The organism is Streptomyces sp. NPDC060205 (assembly GCF_042728395.1).
Taxonomy (GTDB): domain Bacteria; phylum Actinomycetota; class Actinomycetes; order Streptomycetales; family Streptomycetaceae; genus Streptomyces.
In genome coordinates, this window is sequence record NZ_JBHWZP010000160.1 from 1 (window position 1) to 21,203 (window position 21,203).

The window sequence follows — 21,203 nt, forward strand, 5'->3', positions numbered from 1 at the left end:
GACCAGGTCGGGTGGGCCACCGCCCTCGTTCGTGAAACCGCCCCCGTCTCACGGGTGTTGACGCACCTTCCGCAGGCCGGCTCGGCTCGTCGGCGTCAGTGGGAGACGGGGCAGCGATCCATCGCGGCCCTCACGGCGTGAGGACGACCTTCTCGCAGCGGTCCTTCTTGTTCTTGAACAGGTCGTAGCCGGTCGGCGCCTCGGTCAGGGGCAGTCGGTGGGTGATGATCCGGGTGGGGTCGATCCGGCCCTGCTCGATCAGGCCCAGCAGCGGCCTCATGTACTTCTGCACGTGGCACTGGCCGGTCCGCAGGGTCAGGGACCTGTTCATCCAGGCACCCGCAGGGAATTTGTCGATCATCCCGCCGTAGACGCCGATGACCGACACCACGCCCCCGCTGCGGCAGGACATGATGGCCTGACGCAGGGCGTGCGGCCGGTCCGTCTCGGAGCGGACCGCCTGCTTGGCACGGTCGTAGAGGTGGACGTGAGAGGCACCGTGTGTGGCCTCCATGCCGACCGCGTCGATGCACTTGTCGGGGCCCCGGCCGCCGGTGAGGTCGAGCAGTGCCGAGCGTACGTCGGTGTTCTCGAAGTCGACTGCGGTGTAGCCCTGGGCGGTGGCCATGTCGAGCCGGTAGGTCTCCTTGTCGATGGCGATGATCTTTTCCGCGCCCAGGACGCGGGCGCTGTCCATGGCGAACTGACCGACCGGTCCGGCGCCCCAGACGGCGACGACGTCACCTTCCTTGATGTCGCACATGTCGGCGCCCATGTATCCGGTCGGCAGGATGTCGGACAGGAAGAGCACCTGCTCGTCGGTCAGGTCCGACTCGACCTTGAGGACGTTGGCGTCGGCGAGCACCACCCGCGCGTACTCGGCCTGTCCGCCGGCGAAGCCGCCGGTCAGATGGGAGTAGCCGTAGATGCCGCAGGTGGGATGACCGAACATCTTCTCCGAGATGCCGGCGTTGGGGTTGCTGTTCTCGCAGCACGAGTACAGCTCCGCGCGGCAGGACGCGCAGGCGCCACAGGCGATGGGGAAGGGCACCACGACGCGGTCGCCGACGCGCAGCTTGTCGGCACTGATGCCGGGGCCGACCTCGACGACTTCCCCCATGAACTCATGGCCCAGGATGTCGCCGTTCTCCATGGTGGGCACGTAACCGTCGACCAGATGGAGGTCGGAGCCGCAGATCGCCGTCGAGGTGACTTTCACGATGGCGTCGCGGCTGTTCAGGATCGAGGGGTCGGGGACGTCCTGCACCTCTACCGAGTTGCGTCCCGTCCAGCAGTTGGCCTTCATGCCAGTGCCTCCTTCAGTTCGTCCTCGGTCAGCGGTCGGGCCGGATGCTGCGGGAACTCGCTCCGGGCCTTCTTGCCGCCGGGCGCCCCTTCGGAACGGACGACCTCACCGGTTTCCGCGATCTGCTTGAAGCGGCGAAGGTCGTCGTCCAGCTGCTGGTGCGGCTCCTCGCCGAAGTAGCGCGCTGCGGCCTTGCCCAGCGGTCCGCCGGGCAGTTCGTAGCGCAGGGACACCCGTATCTCCGTGCCCTGACCGCCTGGGGCGGGTACGAAGCGGACCTCGCCGGAGTTGTCGATGTCCGCGCCGTCCACCGACCGCCACGCGAGCAGCTCGCCGGGGACGTCCTGGGTGATCTCGGCGTCCCATTCGACTGTTGTGCCGAACGGCGCGCTCGCTTGCCAATGACTGGTGCGCGGGCCGGTCACGCGCACCACGTCCAGGTGCACCATGAATTCCGGCAGTCGCTCCAGTGCCCTCCAGAGGGTGTACGCCTCGTCGGGCGGCCGGGTGACAGTGGTGGAGGCGGTCAGTTCCATGGGAGTGCTCCTACGAGTGCGCGTCACGGCCGCGTAGACGTCCGTGACGGTGACGGCGCTTACCGCGGCTGTCGCGGTCACGGTGCGCCCCAGGCCGCGACCGTTGTGGTTCTTCAGCGCGCGGGCGAGCAGGGTCAGGTCGATGAGGTCGCCACCGACGCGGCTCCACAGCCAGACGGGATGCGGCCGTCCCAGAAGTCCGGTCGCCGCCGCCAGTTCGCGCACGCCGACGGCGGTGGTGGTCGCTCGGTGCCGAGGGGCGTCGTCCACGCCCAGGGCCCGTGCGAAGCCTCCTGGGGCGACGACCTGGGGCACGCCCAGGAGCGCACTGACCCAGCCGAGGCCGCGTACGAGCGGATCGTGTCGCAGGCGGGCGGTGGAGCGGGTGTCAGTTGTCATCGGTGCTCCTCACGTGCGGTGAGGTGGACGGAAGGTGGGCGTCCCTCGCGGGCAGGCGGCAGGAGCCGACGCCGCGGCCCGTCCCACAGGGCCGGGCGGGGTGGGCTGTGCCGTGCGCACGCCGAAGGATGGCGGCGGACCCCGCCGTCTCCGCGGTGCCGGAGGCAGCCGACCGGCTGTGTCCGGCATCGCGGAAGGTGACGACTGGGAGGGCCCGTCCGGCCCCGGCCGGAACCGGGACCGGACCGCCGGCGTCACCGCAGGTGCTGGAGCGGCTGACGCCCTGGTGTCCTTGCTAGTTGCGGCCGTTGCTGTGACCGTCGGGATGCAGGACCACCTTGGTCCAGCCGTCGTCCCGGGCGTCGAAGTGCTCGTAGGCAGCGGGCGCCTCGTTGAGGCCGAGTTCGTGGGAGACGATGAAGCCCGGCGTCGCCTTCTCGCCGGCGATCAGGTCCCGCAGCGCGCGGTTGTACCTCTTCACCGGCGCCTGGCCGGTCCCCATGTGCTGGCCCTTGAACCACATCAGGCCGAAGTCGATCGGCACCTTGCCCTGTGCCTCCAACTCGCCCTGGGCTTCTTCGCCGCCGGGGTCCTGGGGCAGGAAGACGCCCACCACACCGATGTGGCCCGTGAACCTCACCGTGTCGATCAGACCGTTGAGCGTGAGGCTGGCGTCCTCCTGTCCCTGGGGGTCGTGTGCCTGGTAGCCGACGCACTCGCACCCGTTGTCGGCGCCCAGACCGAGGGTGGCTTCCTTGACGACCTCCGCCGGGTCCTGCTCGGCGGTATTGATCGGGATGGCCCCGATCTCCTCCGCCATGCGCAGCCGGTCGGGCTGATGGTCGGCCACCCAGACACGGCCGGCGCCCTTGAGCACGGCGGAGTAGGCCGCCATCAGCCCGACGGGGCCGGCCCCGAAGACGATCGTCTGATCGCCCGGTTTGACGTTGGCCATCTCGGTGGCGTGATAGCCGGTGGGGAAGATGTCGGCGAGCATCACGTAGTCGGTCTGCCGCTCGGCGGCGTCCTCGCCCAGTCGCAGCGCGTTGAAGTCGCCGTAGGGCACCCGCAGCAGCTCCGCCTGGCCGCCCTGATACGGGCCCATGTCCGCGAAGCCGTAGGCGGCTCCCGCGAGCGCCGGTTCCGGCTGCATGGTCAGGCAGTAGTTGGTGAGCCCTCGTTCGCACTGCTTGCAGAAGCCGCAGGCGATGTTGAAGGGCAGCACCACGTACTCGCCGACCTGGACCTTGCTCACGGCCGGGCCGACCTCGACGACCTGGCCCATGTTCTCGTGTCCCAGCGTGCGGCCGGACTCGAACGAGGTGCGGCCCTCGTACATGTGCAGGTCCGAACCGCAAATGTTGGTGGTGGTGATCTTGACGATGATGTCGCAGGGATGCTCGATCTTCGCGTCCGGCACGTCCTTGACGGCGACCGTTCGCGGACCTTCATATACCGCTGCTTTCATGATGACTTCTCTCGATGTCACGGCATGACCGCGGCACAGCGATGATGAGACGGCACAAAGAGCCTGACGCGCGAAAGTGCTACGGCGGCGTTCATGGCTCCGGCTCGCCTCTGCGGGCCGTTCACCCATGTCAGGTGGAGCGGCGGTTCGAGCCGTCGGCCCGCCCGGTGGAGCTGCGGCGCCCCGACGACTTGCGAGGCGAGTCCCCGTCGGCTTTCACACCAAACAGGACTTCACCGATCGATCGGCCGACTTGCCGCACCGGGGCTGGAGAAGGCGGAGCGGCCGATATATTTCGTAGCTCGATATATACTCGATGCATGGCCACACAGAATCCGCCCTTGACGGAACCGCAGTACTTCATCCTTGCTGCGCTCATGGACGGTCCGTTGCACGGTTACGGCATCATCAAGGCTGCCGAGCGGACCACCGGCGGGCGGCTCCGGATCGCTGTCGGCACGCTCTACGGCGCACTGGAGCGGTTGGAGCGGGCCGGGCTGGTGGCCGCCGGCGACGAGGAGATCGTCGACGGGCGGGCGCGGCGCTACTACCGGCTCACGGAGGACGGCACCGAAGCGCTCGCCCGGGAGGCGCTGCGCATGCAGCAGGCGGCGGCTGTCGTCATGGGGCGCTCGCACGATACCGGGGTGGCCCCGGCATGAACCGTCTGCTGCTTGCGGCCTATCCCGAGCCCTACCGCTCCCGGCAGGGAGAGGAGGTGCTGGCCTGCCTGGCCGAGGCGTATCCCGGCCGTTCCTGGCCCCCGGCGCGGGAAGTTGTCGCACTGACGCGTGCCGGGGTGCAGGCCCGCGCCCGCGCCGTCGTCGACGACACGGCCCGGCCGTGGTGGCTGGACGGCATCCATCTGACGGCTCTCGTCCTCGCCGCGCTGGCGCTGGTTCCGTACGTGCAGGACGTGTGGCACTGGGCCCTGCACATCGATCCCGGCCGCCATGCCATCGCCTTCCCCTTCTCCGGCTGGTACCCGTGGGCACAAGGTCCCGGCGGCAGGACACGGCTGCTGCCCTACGGGGTGCTGCCGCTGGTCTGCCTGATCGCCCTGCTGCGCGGCAGAGCCTGGATCGCACTGCCGGCCGCAGCCGTGATGGTCTATGCCGGTGCCACGTTCAACAGCACCACGCTCTTCGGCGACGAGGGCAAGGCGGGCCTGAGCTACTACGGTCTCGGCGCCCCGATCACCGCCCATGACCTGGTGCTCTCGGGGACACTCTGCGCCGCGTGCGCCGTGCTGGCGTTCTGCCGTCCCAGCCGCCTGCGACGCCGCTCCTACCGCTGGCTGGCCCCCGTCGTACTCACCATGTTCATGGCCGGGAGCCTGCACATCATCTCCGTCAGTCCGGCCTTCCAGCGCGGCCTGTTCGCCGTCGAGGCCACCGCGCTGATCGCCGCATGGGCGGCGACGGCAGCCACCGGTGACCACCGGTGGCTGATCCCCGTCGCGGCGGTCGCGCTCGTCCGCACGCAGGCGATCGTCGCCCAGCCGGACGCGTTCATGCAGTCCTTTCCGGACCTGGTCGTCCTCACCCTGCTGGTCACACCCCTCCCCGCCCTGGCGATCACCGCCCAGCGCCGTCGGGGGCAGGCACTCGCCGAACAGAAGCGGATCCCCGGTGGGCCCGCCGAGCCCGGCGGCCCACGTCGTGCCGCGCGCCGTGCGTGACCGAACTCCCCCGACGGAAGAAACTCAGCGATGCCTCAGCACGATGCTCCGATCCTGCCCGCGCACCGTCCGGGGGCCTCAAGGCAGACCCCCGAAGCCTCCGACGGCCTCGCCCCGTCGCGTACGGCGCGACCGTGGATGCCGGCTCTGCTCCACACCCTGGGATTCCTCACGGTCTACCTGCTCGCCATCTGCACCCCGTGGGGGCAACGAGCTGAGAACGCGCTGTTCGATCTCGGTGCGGATGGCAGCGAAGCCGCGTGGATCTACCCCCTGTCAGGAGCGGCCTACGGCTCGACGCCGCTGCCGCCGATGGAATTGAGCGCCAAGCCCACCCTCATGGTGGGGCTGGCTGTCATCGTGGTCCTCACCCTGGTGCGGCTGTGCTGGCGGCAGGGATGCGCGGCGCTCGGGGTCGTCATCCTCACGACCGGAGGCAAGGAGGTCCTCAAAAGCATCCTGCCCCGCCCCGATCTGGTGGGCGCGCCCGAGAATCTCCTTGATCAGGGGTTCCCCAGCGGGCACACCGCCATCCCCGCCGCGCTGACCCTCGCCGCCGTCCTGGTGGTTTCCCCCCGCATCCGCCCCTACGCCGCCGCGGCCGGTGTGCTGTGGCTCGCCTGCATCGCCGCCGCGAGCGCGACCATGGGCGGCCACCGGCCCAGCGAAGTACTGGGGGCCACGCTGTTGGCCTGTGCCTGTTACGGCCTCGCCACCTGGCTGCTGCCGCCGGCCGCCGCGCCGGGCGTCACGCGGAGGCCCCGTGCGCTGCCCGCCCTCACCCTGACGTCGGCACTGGCCGTTGCCCTCGTCTCCGGCGCACGGAACGACACCCTCACCAGGTCGCTGATCTCCGCGGCGGCGGCTTTCCTATGTGCGGCCCTGGTCTGGTACGCCGCGATCGGGCGGCCCGTACCCACCGCACCCGTTCGCCGCCCTGGACCCGGTCAGCGACATCTGATGCGGCACTAGTCACCGTCGTCCTCGACCATCCGGCGCCGTTCCTGTTCACGCTTGGAATAGGCGGCTGCCCGGATTGCCTCGTCACTCTCCAGGCCCGATCCCAGCGCACCACCCACGGTGGCGACCGAGGCGACGAACCAGGCCAGGGTCCAGTACTCCGTGGCGTGCAGCGGGATACGCGTCAGGGAAGCGAACGCTTGGCCGTTGAGGATGAAGAGCGCCCACACCAAGTTGATGACCAGCAACCCCACATAACAGACAAGCACCCCGATGCCGACGGTCACCACCGTCGAGACGTTGTAGAGAGCCGCTCTCCTCCTCGCCTCCGGCGACACGTCATCCGCTCGATGCCACAGGTGCGCGTCCACGATCAGCCAGCCGATCATGAGCGCGACGGATCCGACCGTGGCGATCACGAGGCGTGGTGTGCTCAGGGACACGGACAGGGTCCAGATGGTGGAGTTCACGGTGGCGACCGCCCCAGTGGCGAGTGCCGCCGCCAGGGCCTTGGACAGGCCCGGCACCAGGCGCCATGGCCGGTTGGCCCGGATCATGCCGCCGAGCACCCTGAGGTATCCGAGCGGACCGCCGACGACATACCGCCGAACAGCGCTTTCCTGCTCGCCGACCAGGTCTGCCCGCACGTGCGCGAAGTGATCCTGCGACGGCCGGTTTGCCGACGGCCCCTCAGCCCCGGCGGACCGCGGGCGCGCCAGACTGAGCACGGCTTCTTCCACCGCCCGCCTGGCCTTCCTCTGCAGCCGCAAACCTCCCAACGCGGGAAGGGACAGCAGAGCCAGAGCGGGTTCGTCACTCAGTTCCACCACGAGCTTGCGTCCGTCTACGTGCAGGGGCAGGTCGGTGAGGGCCACGACGACGTCCCATTTTTCCGCGCTCGCGCGATCCGTGATCCGGCGCACCAGCGTCGGCACGTCCTCGGTCTCCGCGGTGAACGGCTCACTGATCACCTCGACGTCGAAACGGCGCCCCCGACCCCATCGGTCGGCGAGCCGGTCAGGAAGGATCCGGGCCATGCGCCGGGCGATCTCCGTGGGGGCGTCCGGATCCGCCAGAAGAGCTACGACCGTGACATCCTGGGACGACATCCGCATGAGTGACCCCTCTCGCCGGTTTCCCCCGATGCTCACGAGTGCCCACAGGACGAACGCCGGAACACCCGTCACCCGGCTGATCCCTCTCCTCGCGGCCGTACCGCCGGAGCGCGGCCGACCCCGTCACCCAACCCCGGCCTGTGGACAGGGCTTTCGCTCCTCTGCGCCGGTACTGATCGAGCGGATCTCCTCAGCCCACCCGCTCTCGGTGAAGGGTCGAGTGCCGGGCTGACTGCCGCGCGGGCCCTTCGGGTATTCGCGGTCAGAACCGCCCGCCCAGGATGATCTTCCAGACGCGGGTTGCCACCTGCAGGTTGAGCCGGGTGTCCACATCCGCCAGGTCGCGGTCGCTGATCTCCCGAATGCGCTGCAGCCGGTAGCGCAGGGTGCTGCGGTGGACTGTGAGCGCGGCGGCCGCGTCGTCGTAGTTGCCTCCGCAGTCGAAGTAGCGCGAGAGCGTCTCCACCAACTCCGTGTCGTGCCCCGCGTCGTAGTCGATCAGTCGGCCGAGCCACTCCCGCACGAAGCCTTCGAGCTCCCGAAGATCGTTGCCGGGCCCCAGGATCCGGTACAGCCCGAGGTCGTCGAAGAACGTCGTCCCGCTGCTCCGGCGGGAGCTCTGCCGCACTTCCAGGGCCCGTAGTGCCTCCTGATAGCAGCGCGGAACCCCGTTCGGTGACTCGCAGCGGGTGCTCACCCCGATCGCTCCGTCGGGCGTCCCCAGTTCCCGGGCCAGTGCCGCGTGCACGGCACCGTCGTCGGGTCTCGCCTCGGTGAGCAGGACCGCCCGGTCGCCGCGACGCGTGATCAGCGGACGGGTGGCCCGGGTGGCCGTCGCATGCTCGACGGCACGGATGAAGGCGCCGTCCGCCGCGTCGCCGGACCAGTGCACCACGACCACGTAGTGGGTACGTTGCAGGTCGTGGCCGACGGCTTCGGCGCGGGCGTAGGCACTCGCCTCGTCAGTGCCCTCCAACAGGTCGTCGATCAGCTGACGGCGCAGCCGCAGTTCGACCTCGGCGAGTTCACGCACATGCAGGAGTTCCTGGGCGAGCGAACGCTGGGCGTGGTCCAGGGCGAACAGGGTGTGGTCGTCGGCCGTCGCCCCGGGGTCCTCGACGGCGAGTACGCCCAGGAGGTCCCCGCGCGGACGGGCCAGAGCGATCAGCCGGTTCTCGACGCGGACCGGGCCCGCCTCGCGCGCGACCTGTCGCAGCATCGCGTCCTGATGGGTCGGGGACCGCACCGGATAAGGGTCGGGCCGGTCAGGACCGGCCCACGAGCGCAGATTGCCGAACCGGTCCTCGCTCAGCGCCGGCAGTCCGGTGATCTCGTACAGCGCTTGGGTGATGGCGTCCTCGCCGCCGCCTCGGGCAGCGACACGGTCGAGGGTTTCATGCACGGTCTTGTGCAGGTGCAGCTCGGAGCGCAGGGTCTGCAACTGTCCCAGTGCGGCGTCCCGTTCGGAGCGGACTCGGCTCAGTTCTCCGGCGCCGTCGTCGTGCGCAGGATGCGTGGCCGCCAGCGACAGGGCCGCCGAGGTGAGCCCCACGAGAGTCGACAGGAGAAAGCGCCCCTGCTCATCGGGGCCGGTGCGGGAGGAGATCACGAGGTAGCCGAGCAGACCGCGGGCCCCGCGCAGGCCGAATGCCCAGTTCCACGACCTCTCCGGAAGGGACACGGAGCCGTCCGCCTCGTCCAGCGCCTTCATCCGTGCGTCGACGGCTGCCGGCGCTCCTGCGTCGCGGCCGGGGACACGGGACAGACCGTCGTCCGTCGCGAGGTATCCGGCCTCGGCGCGGTAGGGGCCGAGTGCGCCGACGTGCCGCATGGCCAACCGCACGATCTCGCGCTGCTCCGCACAGGTGAGAAGGGCGCGGGACAGCACCAGCAGCCCGTGCGGGTCCAGCGCCGCGTACGGCCGGGGAGTGTGCCGTTCGGTGCCCGCGGTGTTGCCCGGCCGACGCGTCACGCCCTGGTCGGAGGGTACGGGGGACGGCCTCGACGACGGATGGCCGGCCATGGATGCTCCGTTCTCCTCCGGTCGTGGGAGGCGATCGAGCCAGTCGTGGGATCCACGCTGGGCGAGCCCTGAGTACCCACCCTGGGCATGAGCATCCGACTTGCCCGCATTTTTCTCTTGCTCTGGTGGAGCGACCGCCCACGCCGATTTCCGACCTGCCAGGTGCAGGCGGAGCGCGCTCCTCGCTTGTCACTCTGGGCTTGCCAGGGATCGCCGGGCGCACCGGTGCCGCAGGCCATGGGATCCAGCCGGTGCGACGTCGTCGACGAGGCGGCCTCCGAGCGAGCGGTGCCGGTGCAGGTCGAGCTGCGCAGCGCGACCGGCGCCAGTAGCCGGGCTCACAGGAGCAGCCGCCCGCAGAGCGGCCCCGCCGTCACCTGAGCGAGTGCGCAGGACCGGGCGCGTCTTCGTGGCCGAACGGGGACCGCCCGTCGCGGAAGGAGTTCCTCATGGCCAAGGCAGTAGGCATCGACCTGGGCACCACGAACTCGGTGATCGCCGTCTGGGAGGGCGGCGAGCCGACCGTCGTGCCCAACAGCGAGGGCAACCGGACGACACCGTCCGTGGTGGCCTTCACCGACACCGGCGAACGCCTGGTGGGCCAGCTGGCCCGCCGCCAGGCGATCCTCAACCCCAAGGGCACCATCTACTCGGCCAAGCGGTTCATCGGCCGGCACTTCGACGAGATCTCCGGAGAGGCCAAGGCCGTCACCTACGACGTGGTCGAGGGAGATGGCGGCGCCGCCCGCTTCGAGGTGCGCGACAAGCTCTACGCGCCTGAGGAGATCAGCGCGCAGGTGCTGCGCAAGCTCGCCGACGACGCCTCCAAGCAGCTGGGAGAGCGGGTCACGGAGGCGGTCATCACGGTGCCCGCCTACTTCAACGACGCCCAGCGCACCGCCACCAAGGACGCCGGACGGATCGCCGGCCTGGAAGTGCTGCGGATCATCAACGAGCCGACCGCGGCCGCTCTGGCCTATGGCATGGACAAGAAGGAGCACGAGACCGTGCTCGTCTTCGACCTGGGCGGCGGCACCTTCGACGTCAGCATCCTCGACGTCGGCGACGGCGTGGTGGAGGTACGGTCCACCGCGGGCGACAGCCATCTGGGCGGCGACGACTTCGACCGCCGACTGGTCGACCACCTCGCCGACGGCTTCCAGAAAGAAAACGGCATCGACCTGCGCCAGGACGCGCAGGCCCTGCAACGTCTGTTCGAGGCCGCCGAGAAGGCCAAGACCGAGCTCAGCTCGGTGACCCAGACACAGGTCAGTCTGCCGTTCATCACGGCCGACGCCTCCGGGCCCAAGCACCTGACCACGACGATCATGCGGTCCACGTTCGAACAGATCACCGGCGACCTGGTGGAGCGCTGCCTCGACCCGGTGCGGCAGGCCATGGGCGACGCCAAGGTCAGTGACAACGACATCGACGAGGTCATCCTCGTCGGCGGTTCCACGCGTATCCCGGCCGTCCAGGCGCTGGTGCGGAGGCTGACCGGCGGCAAGGAACCCAACATGAGCGTCAACCCCGACGAGGTCGTGGCGATGGGCGCCGCGATCCAGGCCGGGGTCCTCAAGGGCGAGGTCAAGGATGTCCTGCTCCTCGACGTCACCCCGCTGTCCCTGGGCGTGGAAACACGCGGCGGCGTGATGACGAAGATCATCGAGCGGAACACCACCATCCCGGTGCGCCGCACCGAGACCTTCTCCACCGCCGAGGACAACCAGCCCGCCGTCGATGTCGTCGTCCTGCAGGGCGAGCGGGAGCTGGCCGCCGACAACCGGGTCCTCGGTCGCTTCCAGCTCACCGACATCCGCCCCGCGCCGCGCGGCGAGCCGCAGATCGAGGTCATCTTCGACGTCGACGCCAACGGCATCCTCAATGTCACCGCGCGGGACAAGGACACCGGCAAGGAGCAGAGCATCACCATCAGCGAGAGCTCCAACCTCGACCGCGGCGAGGTCGAGCGGATGGTCCAGGAGGCCGACAGCAACCGCGACCAGGACCAGGCCCTGCGCGAGGCGGTCGACGCCCGCAACGAACTGGACGCCATCGCCTACCAGGTCGAAAAGCGCCTGGGCGAGCTCGGCGACGCCGCGCCCGCCCATGAGAAGGCGCGCGCTGAGATGCTGGTGGCCGAGGCCCGCGACGCGGTCAAGAACGAGGCCGGGGTGGACAAGGTCCGGCCCCTGACATCCGAACTCCAGCAGGTCTTCGCGGGGCTCGCTGCCCATCAGGCGGGAGCCGCCCCGGGCGGTCCGGCCGGCACCGGGTCGCCGGACGGCGGAGCCGCGCCGGGCTCCGGCGACGCAGGCGATGACGATGTCATCGACGCCGAGTTCGACAAGAGCTGAGGTGTCCGCCATGCCCATCCCGTCCAGGGGCCCGGAGCCCGACCCGCCGCAGGGCGCCGTACAGCCGCCGCACGGGGACTCTCCGCAGCCACCGCCCACCGACGAGCCCGCGCCCGACGCCGCAACCGCCCCCGCCACCGCCGCACCTGACGACGCGAACGCCGTCGCGTTGCGAGAGGCGGAGGAGCGCTGGCGCCGCGCCCTGGCCGACCTCGACAACCTGCGAAAACGCCACGTCAGGGAGCTGCAGCGGGAGTCGGCAGTCGAACGCGCACGTACGGCTGTGGCCTTCCTGCCCGTCATCGACAACCTGGAACTCGCTCTGAGCCACGCGTCCGCCGACCCCGACGCGATCGTCGAAGGCGTGCGGGCCGTGCGCGACCAGGCCGTGAGCGTCCTGGAGCGGCTGGGCTACCCGCGCTACGCGGAGAGGGGCGTGCCGTTCGATCCCGCCCGGCACGAGGTGGTCGGCGTGGTCCAGGATCCCGACGCCGATCCGAACACCGTGGTGCAAGTGCTGCGACCCGGTTACGGGGAGGCCGACCGGCAGCTGCGACCGGCCGCCGTGACCGTCGCCAAGCGGGAGTGAGCGGCCATGGCACGCGACTTCTACGAGGTGCTCGGTGTCCCGCGCACCGCCGACCGGGACGAGATCCAGCGGGCCTATCGCACCCTGGCCCGCAAATACCACCCCGACGTCAACAAGGACCCGCAGGCGGAGGAGCGGTTCAAGGAGATCAACGAGGCCTTCGGCGCCCTGTCCGATCCGGAGCAGCGAGCCAAGTACGACCGCTTCGGCGAGGACTTCCGGAAGGTCCCGGAGGACTGGGAGGAGCGGGTTGGCGCAGGCGCCGGGGCCGGGGCCGGCAGCGGTTTCCGGTGGGCCGGCGGCGACGGTTCCCGCGTGCGCTACTCCACGGCGGGCTTCGGGGACGAAGGCGTCGATGTCGAGGATCTGTTCGGCTCGCTGTTCGGCGGCGCCGGGCGCATGCGCGTTCCCGGCGCCGACCAGGAGGCCGAACTGCCGCTCACGGTCGAGGAGGCCTACCGGGGCGGCCGCCGTACGGTCACCCTCGCCGGGCCGTCCGGGCAGCGGCGTTACCAGGTCGACGTACCGCCCGGCACCACCGACGGACAGCGCATCCGGCTGGCCGGGGAGGGCGGGCGAGGGAGCGCCGACGACGCTCCCGCCGGGGACCTGTACCTGAGGGTGCGGATCGAGCCGCACCCCGAGTTCCGCCTCGACGGCCGGGACGTCCACGTGCGGCTTCCGGTCACGCCGTGGGAGGCGGCGCTGGGCGCGACCGTGCCGGTGCCCACGCCCGGCGGAGCCACGGCGAAGGTGACCGTGCCCGCCGGGTCCTCCAGCGGACGGCGCCTGCGGCTGCGCGGCGAGGGCATGCCGGGGCCGCGCGGCACGGCCGGAGACCTGTACGCGGAGCTGCGGATCATGGTGCCGCCCCGGCTGAGCGACCGGGAGCGCGAGCTGCTGGAGGAACTTGCCGCCGTCTCCTCGTTCGACCCCAGGAGGACCTGATGACCGACCGACCAGCCGGGACCCGCCCCTCCCCCGCGCGTACGACCGAGGTGGGCGTGCGGTACGCGATCGTACCCGTGCCCGCGCTCTCCCTGGAGACCGTGGCCCGCCGCACGGGCCTTCATCCCGATCTCATCCGCCGGTTCGTCAGCCTCGGACTGGTGGAAGCGGGCCGTGACACCTCCGGACGGCCGGTGTTCGCGCTCACGGCCCCGGCCGCCCTGGCTCGGGTCCAGCGGCTGCGCACCGGGCTGTGCCTGAACTACGCATCCATCGGTCTGGTGCTCGACCTGCTCGACCGCATCAGCCTGCTCGAAGCCGCGCTGCGGCGTGCAGGCGCGAGGAGTGATCTTCCACCATGGACATGAACCGCCTGACGCAGAAGTCCCAGGAAGCTCTGCAGGAGGCCCAGAGCGCCGCCGGCCGGCTGGGCCACACCGAGGTCGACGGCGAGCATCTGCTGCTCGCCCTCCTCGACACGGACGAAGGCCTCATACCGCGCCTGCTGCAGCAGGCGGGCACCGAGCCCGAGGAACTGCGCGCGGCCGTACGCGAGGAGCTCTCCCGCCGGCCCAAGGTGACAGGACCGGGAGCGGCGCCGGGCCAGGTCTTCGTCACCCAGCGCCTGTCCCGGCTGCTGGACGCGGCCGAGCGGGAGGCCAAACGCCTCAAGGACGAGTACGTGTCCGTGGAACACCTGCTGCTGGCCCTGGCCGAGGAGGGCTCGGCGACCGCCGCCGGACGCCTGCTGAAGGAGCACGGCGTGACCCGGGAGTCCTTCCTCGGCGCCCTCACCCAGGTCCGCGGCAACCAGCGCGTGACCTCCGCCAACCCCGAGGTGGCCTACGAGGCCCTGGAGAAGTACGGCCGCGATCTCGTTGCCGAGGCCAGGTCCGGGCGGCTCGACCCCGTCATCGGCCGGGACGCCGAGATCCGCCGCGTCACCCAGATCCTCAGCCGCAAGACCAAGAACAACCCCGTCCTGATCGGCGACCCCGGCGTCGGCAAGACCGCCATCGTGGAGGGACTCGCCCAGCGGATCGTGCGCGGGGACGTCCCCGAGGGCCTGCGCGACAAGACGGTGTTCGCCCTCGACATGGGCTCACTCGTGGCGGGCGCCAAGTACCGCGGCGAGTTCGAGGAACGCCTCAAGGCCGTACTGAGCGAGGTCAAGGCCGCCGAGGGGCGGATCCTGCTCTTCGTCGACGAGTTGCACACCGTCGTCGGCGCGGGCGCCGCCGAGGGCGCGATGGACGCGGGCAACATGCTCAAACCCATGCTGGCGCGCGGCGAACTGCACATGATCGGCGCGACCACTCTGGACGAGTACCGGCAGCACATCGAGAAGGACGCGGCACTCGAACGCCGCTTCCAGCAGGTAGTGGTGGACGAACCCAGCGTGGAAGACACCATCTCCATCCTGCGCGGGCTGCGGGAACGCCTCGAAGTCTTCCACGGCGTCAAGATCCAGGACACCTCGCTGGTCGCGGCGGCGACGCTCGCCCACCGCTACATCACCGACCGGTTCCTGCCCGACAAGGCCATCGACCTCGTCGACGAGGCGTGCGCCCGGCTGCGTACCGAGATCGACTCCATGCCCGCCGAACTCGACGAGATCACCCGCCGCGTCACCCGCCTGGAGATCGAGGAAGCCGCCCTGTCCAAGGAATCCGACCCCGCCAGCGAGGCCCGCCTGGGGGAACTGCGCAGGGAACTGGCCGATCTGCGCGGCGAGGCCGACGCCAAACACGCGCAGTGGGAGGCGGAGCGGCAGGGTATTCGCCGCGTACAGGAGCTGCGCAAGGAACTGGAGCAGGTCCGTCACGAGGCGGAGGAGGCCGAGCGCAGCTACGACCTCAACCGCGCGGCCGAACTGCGCTACGGCAAGCTGCAGGACCTTGAGCGCCGGCTGGCCGCCGAGGAGGAGCAACTGACCGCCCGGCAGGGCCGGAACCGGCTGCTGCGGGAAGTCGTCACCGAAGAGGAGATCGCCGAGATCGTCGCCGCCTGGACGGGCATCCCCGTCGCCCGTCTCCAGGAGGGCGAGCGCGAGAAGCTGCTGCGGCTGGACGAGATCCTGCGCGAGCGGGTCATCGGCCAGGACGAGCCGGTCCAGCTGGTGGCCGACGCCGTCATCCGGGCCCGCTCCGGCATCCGCGACCCGCGCCGTCCCATCGGCTCGTTCATCTTCCTCGGCCCCACCGGCGTGGGAAAGACCGAGCTCGCCAAGGCACTCGCGGCGGCCCTGTTCGACTCCGAGGACAACATGGTCCGCCTCGACATGAGCGAGTACCAGGAGCGGCACACCGTCAGCCGACTGCTGGGCGCCCCGCCCGGATACGTCGGCTACGAGGAGGGCGGCCAGCTCACCGAGGCCGTACGCCGCAAGCCGTACTCGGTCGTCCTGTTCGACGAGATCGAGAAGGCGCACACGGACGTCTTCAACACCCTGCTGCAGGTCCTCGACGACGGCCGCATCACGGACGCGCAGGGCCGCACGGTCGACTTCCGCAACACCGTGATCATCATGACGTCCAACATCGGCTCCCAGCACCTCCTCGACGGCGCCACCGCGGAGGGGGAGATCAAGCAGGAGGCCCGCGCCCTGGTGATGGGCGAGCTGCGCGGGCACTTCCGTCCGGAGTTCCTGAACCGCGTCGATGACATCGTGCTGTTCAAGCCGCTCGGAGAACGGCAGATCGAGCGGATCGTGGAACTGCAGTTCGACGAACTGCGCCGCCGCCTCGCCGAACGCCGCATCACCGTCGACCTCACCGACGCAGCAAGGGAGTTGATCGCCCACCAGGGCTACGACCCGGTGTACGGGGCCCGGCCGCTGCGGCGTTACATCTCCCACGAGGTCGAGACACTGGTCGGGCGCGCCCTGCTGCGCGGCGACGTCCAGGACGCCGCGCGGGTCCGCGTCGACGCCGAGCACGGAGAACTGGTGGTCACCTACGACCAGCCCGAGGACGTGCAGGGAGCGAGGGCGGCATGAGTACCGTGCAGGCCACCACCGTCACCTGTCCGCACTGCGGGCGCACCAACCGCGTACCCGTGGCCGCCGAGGGCCGTCCCAGGTGCGGCAACTGCAGGCAGTTCCTGCCGTGGACGGCCGACGCGGGCGACGACGACTTCGCCGAGGTCGTCGAGCAGGCCGCCGTGCCCGTCGTCGTGGACCTGTGGGCCACCTGGTGCGGCCCGTGTCGCATGGTGAGCCCCGCGCTGGAAAAGGTAGCCGCCGATCTCGCGGGAACGATCAAGCTGGTCAAGGTCGACATCGACAAGAACCCGCGACTGGCGCAGCGGTTCGAGGTCCAGGCGGTACCGACACTGCTGGTCCTCGACAAAGGCCGGATCATCGCCCGGCAGGCAGGTGCCGCACCTGCCCCTGCCCTGCGGCGGTGGGTGGAGCAGTCGATCACGGCCCGGAAAGAGTGATCCAGATGACCCTGCACGCAGATCCCCACCTCGCGCTCGTCCGGCCGGTCCAGCCGCTCACCCCGGAAGGGTGTCAGGAGTGCCTGCTGCTCGGCTCCCCGTGGGTCCACCTCAGGCTCTGCCTGTCCTGCGGCCATGTCGGCTGCTGCGACTCCTCACCGAACAAGCACGCGCGTCAGCACGCGGCCGCCCACGGCCATCCGATCGTGCGGTCGTTCCAGCCCGGCGAGGACTGGCGGTGGTGCTACGTCCACGAGGGGTACGTGTGATGCCCGGCGACGAGAAGCGGCCCGGCGCGCCGCCGGTGCCGGACGGGGCACAGGAGAGCATCCCCTTCGAGACCGCCGACAGCTACGGTGCCTATCCACGCCTGAGGGACGACCAGATCGCCCGCCTGGCGCAGCGCGGACGGTCGTGTGCGGTTGCCGCCGGTGACGTGCTGATCCGGGAGGGCGAACGGTGCGAGACGTTCTACGTCATCCTCAAGGGCTCTGTCGCGGTCGTCGAGAACTACGGCGCCCCCGATGAACACCTGCTGCGTGTGCACGGCCCCGGCCGGTTCTTCGGCGAACTCGGCCTCCTGACCGGACAGGTGGCGTTCTACACCGCCGTGGTCAGGGACCCCGGCGAGATCCTCACCCTGTCCATGGAGCAGTTGCGGGACCTGGTGACCCGGGACGCAGCCCTCGGTGACGTGGTGCTGCGCGCCTGCCTGGGACGCCGCGCTCAGCTCGTCGGGCAGGGCGCCGGTTTCCGCATCATCGGCTCGCGCTACTCGCCCGATACCCGGCGGCTGCGCGAGTTCGCCGCACGCAACCGGCTGCCGCACCGCTGGGTCGATCTGGAGACGGACCAGGAGGCCGAGGCACTGCTGCGCCGTTTCGGGGTCGGTCCGGAGCAGACGCCGCTGGTGATCTGGCGGGACACGACCCTGCTGCGCAATCCGAGCAACGCCGAACTGGCCCGGTTCATCGGCCTGCCGGCCTTGGAACCGGGCAACGGCCGCGGCGATCTGCTCGTCGTCGGCTCCGGTCCGGCCGGTCTCGCCGCCGCGGTGAACGCCGCCTCGGAAGGCCTCGACACGACCGTGGTCGAGGCACTGGCCACCGGTGGCCAGGCCGGGACCTCGTCCCGCATCGAGAATCTGCTCGGTTTCCCCTCAGGCGTCTCCGGCGCAGAACTGACCGAGCGCGCGGTGCTCCAGGCGGAGAAGTTCGGCGCCCGCATCAGCGTCTCGGCGGAGGCGGCCCGGCTCGAACGGCGGGACGATCACTACGCCCTCGGGTTCGCCGACGGAAGCGAGGTCACCGCCCGTAGCCTCGTCCTGGCCACCGGTGCCCGATACCGCCGCCTCCGTGTGCCCGGCATCGAGCCGTTGGAGGGCACGAGCGTCCACTACTCGGCGACCGTCTACGAGGCCCAGCAGTGCCGTACCGACCCGGTGGCGGTGGTCGGCGGCGGCAACTCCGCCGGCCAGGCCGTGCTCTTCCTGGCCGGGTACGCACCGCGGGTGTATCTGCTCATCCGTGGGCCGAGCATCGAGGCGCACATGTCCCGCTACCTGATCGACCAGATAGAACGACAGCCGAAGGTGCGTGTGCTCCTGCGCACCGAGATGTCGGAGGTACTCGGCGACAAGGTGCTCAGGGCGGTCGGCGTGGTCGACCACCGTACGGGTGAGCACCGCCGCCTCGCGGTGCGGGCCCTGTTCGTCTTCACCGGCGCCGACCCCCGCACCGAGTGGCTGTCGGGCGCGCTCGCCCTCGACGCACGCGGTTACGTGCTCACCGGCGCGGACGCACAAGCCCGCACCGGCGAACTGTGGCAGAGCCAGGGCCGCGACTGCCTGGCATTGGAGACCAGCCTGCCCGGCGTCTTCGCCGCCGGCGACGTCCGCAGCGGCTCGGTGAAACGCGTGGCCTCCGCAGTCGGTGAAGGCGCGATGAGCATCCATTTCGTGCACCGCTACCTGGGGCACACGGCCGCGCCCGGCGGCAGCGACACCTCCCCGCGCACCCGGCCGAAAGAGTCCGCCTGGCTCGCGTGACACCGGCGGGCGACGAAAGGACCGGCGGGATGAACAAGGGCACGGCGACGGGCCTTGGGTAACGGTAACCTGCACCTTTCCTCGTACGGCACACAGGCGCAGGAGATCGCGGTATGCACCACCCGCCCCACCAGGGCCAGGATTTCCTGACGTTCCGGACGACGGATGTGGACGAGGCCCGGCAGGTCATCCACGAACGCTTCTACACCAACGTCATCGACGTGCCCGACGGCAGCGCCGAGTTCATGGCCCGGTACGACATCGCCGCATTCGGTGCGCTCACGCTCGGACGACTCTCCTTCGGCGCCGAGGTGCGCATACAGTTCGGTGAACTCGGCTCCTACCACGTGGACATCCCCCTGGGCGGCCACCTGGCCTGGCGTCAAGGACGGCACACCAGAGCGGTGGCGACCACCGCCAGCGCCGCCGTCTTCCAGCCGCACGGCGAGACGACCCTGGATCGCGTGAGCACCGACTGCTCCATGCTGGCCGTCAAGATCGATTCCAAGGCCCTCAACGAGCAACTCGAACGCCTCCTCGGCCGGCCGCTGCGCACACCCGTCACCCTCACACCCGAACTCGACGTCGCGCACGGAGCGGGTCTGAGCTGGGTGCGGATGATCCGCGGGGTGTTCGACGAGATACAGGCCGGCGGGCTGCTCACCCGGCCGATGGTCGCCCGCCCGCTCCAGGAGTCCCTGCTGACCGGGCTCCTCCTCGCCGCCGGCCACCGCTACCGCGACGAGCTCGACCGGCCGGAAACCGCCCTGCGCCCGGGCCCCGTCAAGCGCGCTGTCGAGGCCATGCACAGCATGCCGCAGCACCCCTTCACCGTAGGAGAGTTGGCCTTGCTCTCCGGGGTGAGTGTGCGGCGCCTCCAGGAAGCCTTCCAGCAGTACGTCGGCATGACCCCGCTGGCCTACCTCACCGATGTCCGCCTCATCCGCGCCCACGACGAACTGCGCCGCGGCACACCGGGCGAAGTGAACGTGAGCGAGGTCGCCCATCGTTGGAGCTTCGGCCACCTGGGCCGCTTCGCGTCCCGCTACCGGGCGCGCTTCGGCGAGTTGCCCTCGCAGACGCTGCGTTCCCGGTAGACCACGGCCCACGCCATCGTCCCGCGCTGTGCGGACAACACCCGCGCTCAGTGGATCGTGCGCGGCAGCGACCACACCCTAGGGTGCCTGGTGTTCGCGCGTTCCCCGGCCCGGTCAGCCGCGCGGACATCGACCGGCCCCTCTCCGCTCCTTCGGGCCGGTCACCGCCCGCCGGCACCCCCCGAGAAATGCCGCGGGCGGGTCGGCAGCGCACATGTGGCCTGGACCCCGCCAGGGTGTACTGCCGGACACCAGAGGTCCGGGCCGGAGTCGGCGCCGGCCCGGACCTTGACGGATGTCCACAAGGTGGCCGAAGTCCTGGAGGAGCGTCGACGCCCACCCAGGTCCGAAACCGCCCTCCGTCTCGGTTGCCGTGCCGGGCAGTTGAGCAACGGCTCCTCGCCTTCGCCTTGCGCCACTTGTGGGGCAAATGACCGACACACTCAGCGACCGGACCGGGCTACGGTCCCGTCATACGGGGCTGACACCGACCACCACAGAAGCCTCCTATTTTCTGCCGAGGTCATAGACCAACTCGGCTTCATTCGTCCGAGCAAGCCCATCGGCCTGCTCTTTTGATCGGGAGACCCATGGCTTCCTCCACCAAGATCCGCAGCGTCCTGCGCAAGACCGCGGTTCCCCTGACCGCCACACTCCTCGCCCTTGGCATCAGTGCCTCCATGACCACTCCCGCCGCGGCGTCCAACTCCTACAACGGCAACACCTACATCCAGGGCACCGGAGCCTTCGCGGACGACTGGACCGACGAGGGCATCGTGGCCGAGTACGGGGGCTACAACCGGAATTCCAATGCCACCTGTCTGTGGCAGAAGATCATCTTCTGGGCGGATTCCTCCAGCGGTGGTCACAGGGACCAGATCGACGGCTACTTCGGGCACAACACCACCGTTGCCACGCATGCGTGGCAGGCCAACTACATGAGCCCCATTGACGCTGACGGCTCGGTGGGGAAGAGCACCTGGGCCGCCGCGGGCAAGCGACTCCGGGACACGGACGGCGACGGGACGGTCGACAAGTACGACGGCCGGTACAGGGACATCGCGATCTCACGTGTCAACGGGGTGTACCACTTCGCCGACGCCGACGGCAACGACCGAAAGGCCAGCTACGACGCCCGAACCTGCACCATCATCTAGAGCTGTGACCGCATGGGTTCGGGCGAAGACTCCCGTCACCGAGCCTCGGCCCCGACAGGGTGCCGGATAGGTACGAGGT

18 protein-coding genes and 1 pseudogene are annotated in these 21,203 nt (G+C 70.1%); 14 read left to right on the top strand and 5 right to left on the bottom strand.

From position 1 onward, the window contains the following. Positions 1 to 130 precede the first annotated feature (130 nt). The 3 genes from ACFWGJ_RS25670 to ACFWGJ_RS25680 all read right to left on the bottom strand — a co-directional run bounded on the left by ACFWGJ_RS25670 (position 131) and on the right by ACFWGJ_RS25680 (position 3,709). Entirely contained in the window at positions 131 to 1,306 is a 1,176-nt protein-coding gene (locus ACFWGJ_RS25670; RefSeq protein ID WP_387328735.1) for a zinc-dependent alcohol dehydrogenase, read from the bottom strand. After that, positions 1,303 to 2,241, bottom strand: coding sequence for an SRPBCC family protein (locus ACFWGJ_RS25675; RefSeq protein WP_387328738.1), 939 nt, complete (start codon positions 2,239 to 2,241; stop codon positions 1,303 to 1,305). Before ACFWGJ_RS25675 ends, ACFWGJ_RS25670 begins: the two co-directional genes overlap by 4 nt. 295 nt (positions 2,242 to 2,536) lie before the next feature. Next, the gene (locus tag ACFWGJ_RS25680; RefSeq protein WP_387328741.1) at positions 2,537 to 3,709 is read right to left on the bottom strand and encodes a glutathione-independent formaldehyde dehydrogenase; all 1,173 of its coding nucleotides are present in this window, start codon (positions 3,707 to 3,709) and stop codon (positions 2,537 to 2,539) included. Between the two features lie 320 nt (positions 3,710 to 4,029). Between ACFWGJ_RS25680 and ACFWGJ_RS25685 the strand changes: the two genes are divergently transcribed. The 3 genes and pseudogenes from ACFWGJ_RS25685 (at position 4,030) to ACFWGJ_RS25695 (ending at position 6,362) form a co-directional block, all read left to right on the top strand. Continuing rightward, positions 4,030 to 4,371, top strand: a complete 342-nt coding sequence (locus ACFWGJ_RS25685) for a PadR family transcriptional regulator (RefSeq protein ID WP_387328744.1) — start codon at positions 4,030 to 4,032, stop codon at positions 4,369 to 4,371. Then, positions 4,368 to 5,324: pseudogene (locus ACFWGJ_RS25690) on the top strand (hypothetical protein); the annotation flags it as partial. The gene ACFWGJ_RS25685 and the pseudogene ACFWGJ_RS25690, both read left to right, overlap by 4 nt. 96 nt (positions 5,325 to 5,420) lie before the next feature. Further along, positions 5,421 to 6,362, top strand: a complete 942-nt coding sequence (locus ACFWGJ_RS25695; protein ID WP_387328747.1) for a phosphatase PAP2 family protein — start codon at positions 5,421 to 5,423, stop codon at positions 6,360 to 6,362. On the opposite strand, the gene ACFWGJ_RS25700 is transcribed toward ACFWGJ_RS25695, so the two are convergent. Together ACFWGJ_RS25700 and ACFWGJ_RS25705 are read right to left on the bottom strand one after the other, a co-directional pair. Continuing rightward, a complete protein-coding gene (locus ACFWGJ_RS25700) occupies positions 6,359 to 7,465 on the bottom strand; it encodes a hypothetical protein (RefSeq protein WP_387328750.1) in 1,107 nt (368 codons plus the stop codon). The genes ACFWGJ_RS25695 and ACFWGJ_RS25700 overlap by 4 nt on opposite strands. Before the next feature lie 262 nt (positions 7,466 to 7,727). Beyond that, complete coding sequence (locus ACFWGJ_RS25705) at positions 7,728 to 9,488, bottom strand: PucR family transcriptional regulator (protein ID WP_387328753.1); 1,761 nt, start codon at positions 9,486 to 9,488, stop codon at positions 7,728 to 7,730. Positions 9,489 to 9,725: 237 nt separating this feature from the next. Here ACFWGJ_RS25705 and ACFWGJ_RS25710 point away from each other — a divergent pair, with 237 nt between their 5' ends. The 11 genes from ACFWGJ_RS25710 (at position 9,726) to ACFWGJ_RS25760 (ending at position 21,124) form a co-directional block, all read left to right on the top strand. Continuing rightward, a complete protein-coding gene (locus ACFWGJ_RS25710; protein ID WP_387328756.1) occupies positions 9,726 to 9,869 on the top strand; it encodes a hypothetical protein in 144 nt (47 codons plus the stop codon). 68 nt (positions 9,870 to 9,937) lie between these two features. Further along, a complete protein-coding gene (gene dnaK / locus ACFWGJ_RS25715; RefSeq protein WP_387328759.1) occupies positions 9,938 to 11,845 on the top strand; it encodes a molecular chaperone DnaK in 1,908 nt (635 codons plus the stop codon). Positions 11,846 to 11,855: 10 nt separating this feature from the next. Continuing rightward, complete coding sequence (locus ACFWGJ_RS25720) at positions 11,856 to 12,434, top strand: nucleotide exchange factor GrpE (RefSeq protein WP_387328761.1); 579 nt, start codon at positions 11,856 to 11,858, stop codon at positions 12,432 to 12,434. A gap of 6 nt (positions 12,435 to 12,440) precedes the next feature. Continuing rightward, positions 12,441 to 13,382 (top strand): DnaJ C-terminal domain-containing protein, encoded by a 942-nt coding sequence (locus ACFWGJ_RS25725; RefSeq protein ID WP_387328764.1) that lies wholly within the window; start codon positions 12,441 to 12,443, stop codon positions 13,380 to 13,382. After that, positions 13,382 to 13,750, top strand: a complete 369-nt coding sequence (locus ACFWGJ_RS25730; RefSeq protein ID WP_387328767.1) for a chaperone modulator CbpM — start codon at positions 13,382 to 13,384, stop codon at positions 13,748 to 13,750. The genes ACFWGJ_RS25725 and ACFWGJ_RS25730 overlap by 1 nt, the downstream gene beginning before the upstream one ends. Further along, positions 13,741 to 16,380, top strand: coding sequence for an ATP-dependent chaperone ClpB (gene clpB / locus ACFWGJ_RS25735; RefSeq protein WP_387328770.1), 2,640 nt, complete (start codon positions 13,741 to 13,743; stop codon positions 16,378 to 16,380). The genes ACFWGJ_RS25730 and clpB overlap by 10 nt, the downstream gene beginning before the upstream one ends. After that, positions 16,377 to 16,823, top strand: coding sequence for a thioredoxin (gene trxA, locus ACFWGJ_RS25740; protein ID WP_387328773.1), 447 nt, complete (start codon positions 16,377 to 16,379; stop codon positions 16,821 to 16,823). Before clpB ends, trxA begins: the two co-directional genes overlap by 4 nt. Positions 16,824 to 16,828: 5 nt before the next feature. After that, a complete protein-coding gene (locus tag ACFWGJ_RS25745; protein ID WP_387328775.1) occupies positions 16,829 to 17,092 on the top strand; it encodes a UBP-type zinc finger domain-containing protein in 264 nt (87 codons plus the stop codon). Further along, positions 17,092 to 18,870 carry an FAD-dependent oxidoreductase gene (locus tag ACFWGJ_RS25750; protein ID WP_387328778.1) on the top strand — a complete coding sequence of 593 codons (1,779 nt, stop codon included), beginning with the start codon at positions 17,092 to 17,094 and terminating at the stop codon, positions 18,868 to 18,870. The genes ACFWGJ_RS25745 and ACFWGJ_RS25750 overlap by 1 nt, the downstream gene beginning before the upstream one ends. Before the next feature lie 113 nt (positions 18,871 to 18,983). After that, positions 18,984 to 19,967 carry an AraC family transcriptional regulator gene (locus ACFWGJ_RS25755; RefSeq protein WP_387328779.1) on the top strand — a complete coding sequence of 328 codons (984 nt, stop codon included), beginning with the start codon at positions 18,984 to 18,986 and terminating at the stop codon, positions 19,965 to 19,967. 590 nt (positions 19,968 to 20,557) lie between these two features. Continuing rightward, on the top strand, positions 20,558 to 21,124 hold the full coding sequence (locus ACFWGJ_RS25760; RefSeq protein ID WP_387328782.1) for a peptidoglycan-binding protein: 567 nt from the start codon (positions 20,558 to 20,560) through the stop codon (positions 21,122 to 21,124). Positions 21,125 to 21,203 lie beyond the last annotated feature (79 nt).

Excerpts from the sequence above, each read along its gene's own strand:
- ACFWGJ_RS25670 (WP_387328735.1), bottom strand. The coding sequence starts at position 1,306 with ATGAAGGCCAACTGCTGGACGGGACGCAACTCGGTAGAGGTGCAGGAC.
- ACFWGJ_RS25675 (WP_387328738.1), bottom strand. The coding sequence starts at position 2,241 with ATGACAACTGACACCCGCTCCACCGCCCGCCTGCGACACGATCCGCTC.
- ACFWGJ_RS25680 (WP_387328741.1), bottom strand. The coding sequence starts at position 3,709 with ATGAAAGCAGCGGTATATGAAGGTCCGCGAACGGTCGCCGTCAAGGAC.
- ACFWGJ_RS25685 (WP_387328744.1), top strand. The coding sequence starts at position 4,030 with ATGGCCACACAGAATCCGCCCTTGACGGAACCGCAGTACTTCATCCTT.
- ACFWGJ_RS25695 (WP_387328747.1), top strand. The coding sequence starts at position 5,421 with ATGCCTCAGCACGATGCTCCGATCCTGCCCGCGCACCGTCCGGGGGCC.
- ACFWGJ_RS25700 (WP_387328750.1), bottom strand. The coding sequence starts at position 7,465 with ATGCGGATGTCGTCCCAGGATGTCACGGTCGTAGCTCTTCTGGCGGAT.
- ACFWGJ_RS25705 (WP_387328753.1), bottom strand. The coding sequence starts at position 9,488 with ATGGCCGGCCATCCGTCGTCGAGGCCGTCCCCCGTACCCTCCGACCAG.
- ACFWGJ_RS25710 (WP_387328756.1), top strand. The coding sequence starts at position 9,726 with ATGGGATCCAGCCGGTGCGACGTCGTCGACGAGGCGGCCTCCGAGCGA.
- dnaK (WP_387328759.1), top strand. The coding sequence starts at position 9,938 with ATGGCCAAGGCAGTAGGCATCGACCTGGGCACCACGAACTCGGTGATC.
- ACFWGJ_RS25720 (WP_387328761.1), top strand. The coding sequence starts at position 11,856 with ATGCCCATCCCGTCCAGGGGCCCGGAGCCCGACCCGCCGCAGGGCGCC.
- ACFWGJ_RS25725 (WP_387328764.1), top strand. The coding sequence starts at position 12,441 with ATGGCACGCGACTTCTACGAGGTGCTCGGTGTCCCGCGCACCGCCGAC.
- ACFWGJ_RS25730 (WP_387328767.1), top strand. The coding sequence starts at position 13,382 with ATGACCGACCGACCAGCCGGGACCCGCCCCTCCCCCGCGCGTACGACC.
- clpB (WP_387328770.1), top strand. The coding sequence starts at position 13,741 with ATGGACATGAACCGCCTGACGCAGAAGTCCCAGGAAGCTCTGCAGGAG.
- trxA (WP_387328773.1), top strand. The coding sequence starts at position 16,377 with ATGAGTACCGTGCAGGCCACCACCGTCACCTGTCCGCACTGCGGGCGC.
- ACFWGJ_RS25745 (WP_387328775.1), top strand. The coding sequence starts at position 16,829 with ATGACCCTGCACGCAGATCCCCACCTCGCGCTCGTCCGGCCGGTCCAG.
- ACFWGJ_RS25750 (WP_387328778.1), top strand. The coding sequence starts at position 17,092 with ATGCCCGGCGACGAGAAGCGGCCCGGCGCGCCGCCGGTGCCGGACGGG.
- ACFWGJ_RS25755 (WP_387328779.1), top strand. The coding sequence starts at position 18,984 with ATGCACCACCCGCCCCACCAGGGCCAGGATTTCCTGACGTTCCGGACG.
- ACFWGJ_RS25760 (WP_387328782.1), top strand. The coding sequence starts at position 20,558 with ATGGCTTCCTCCACCAAGATCCGCAGCGTCCTGCGCAAGACCGCGGTT.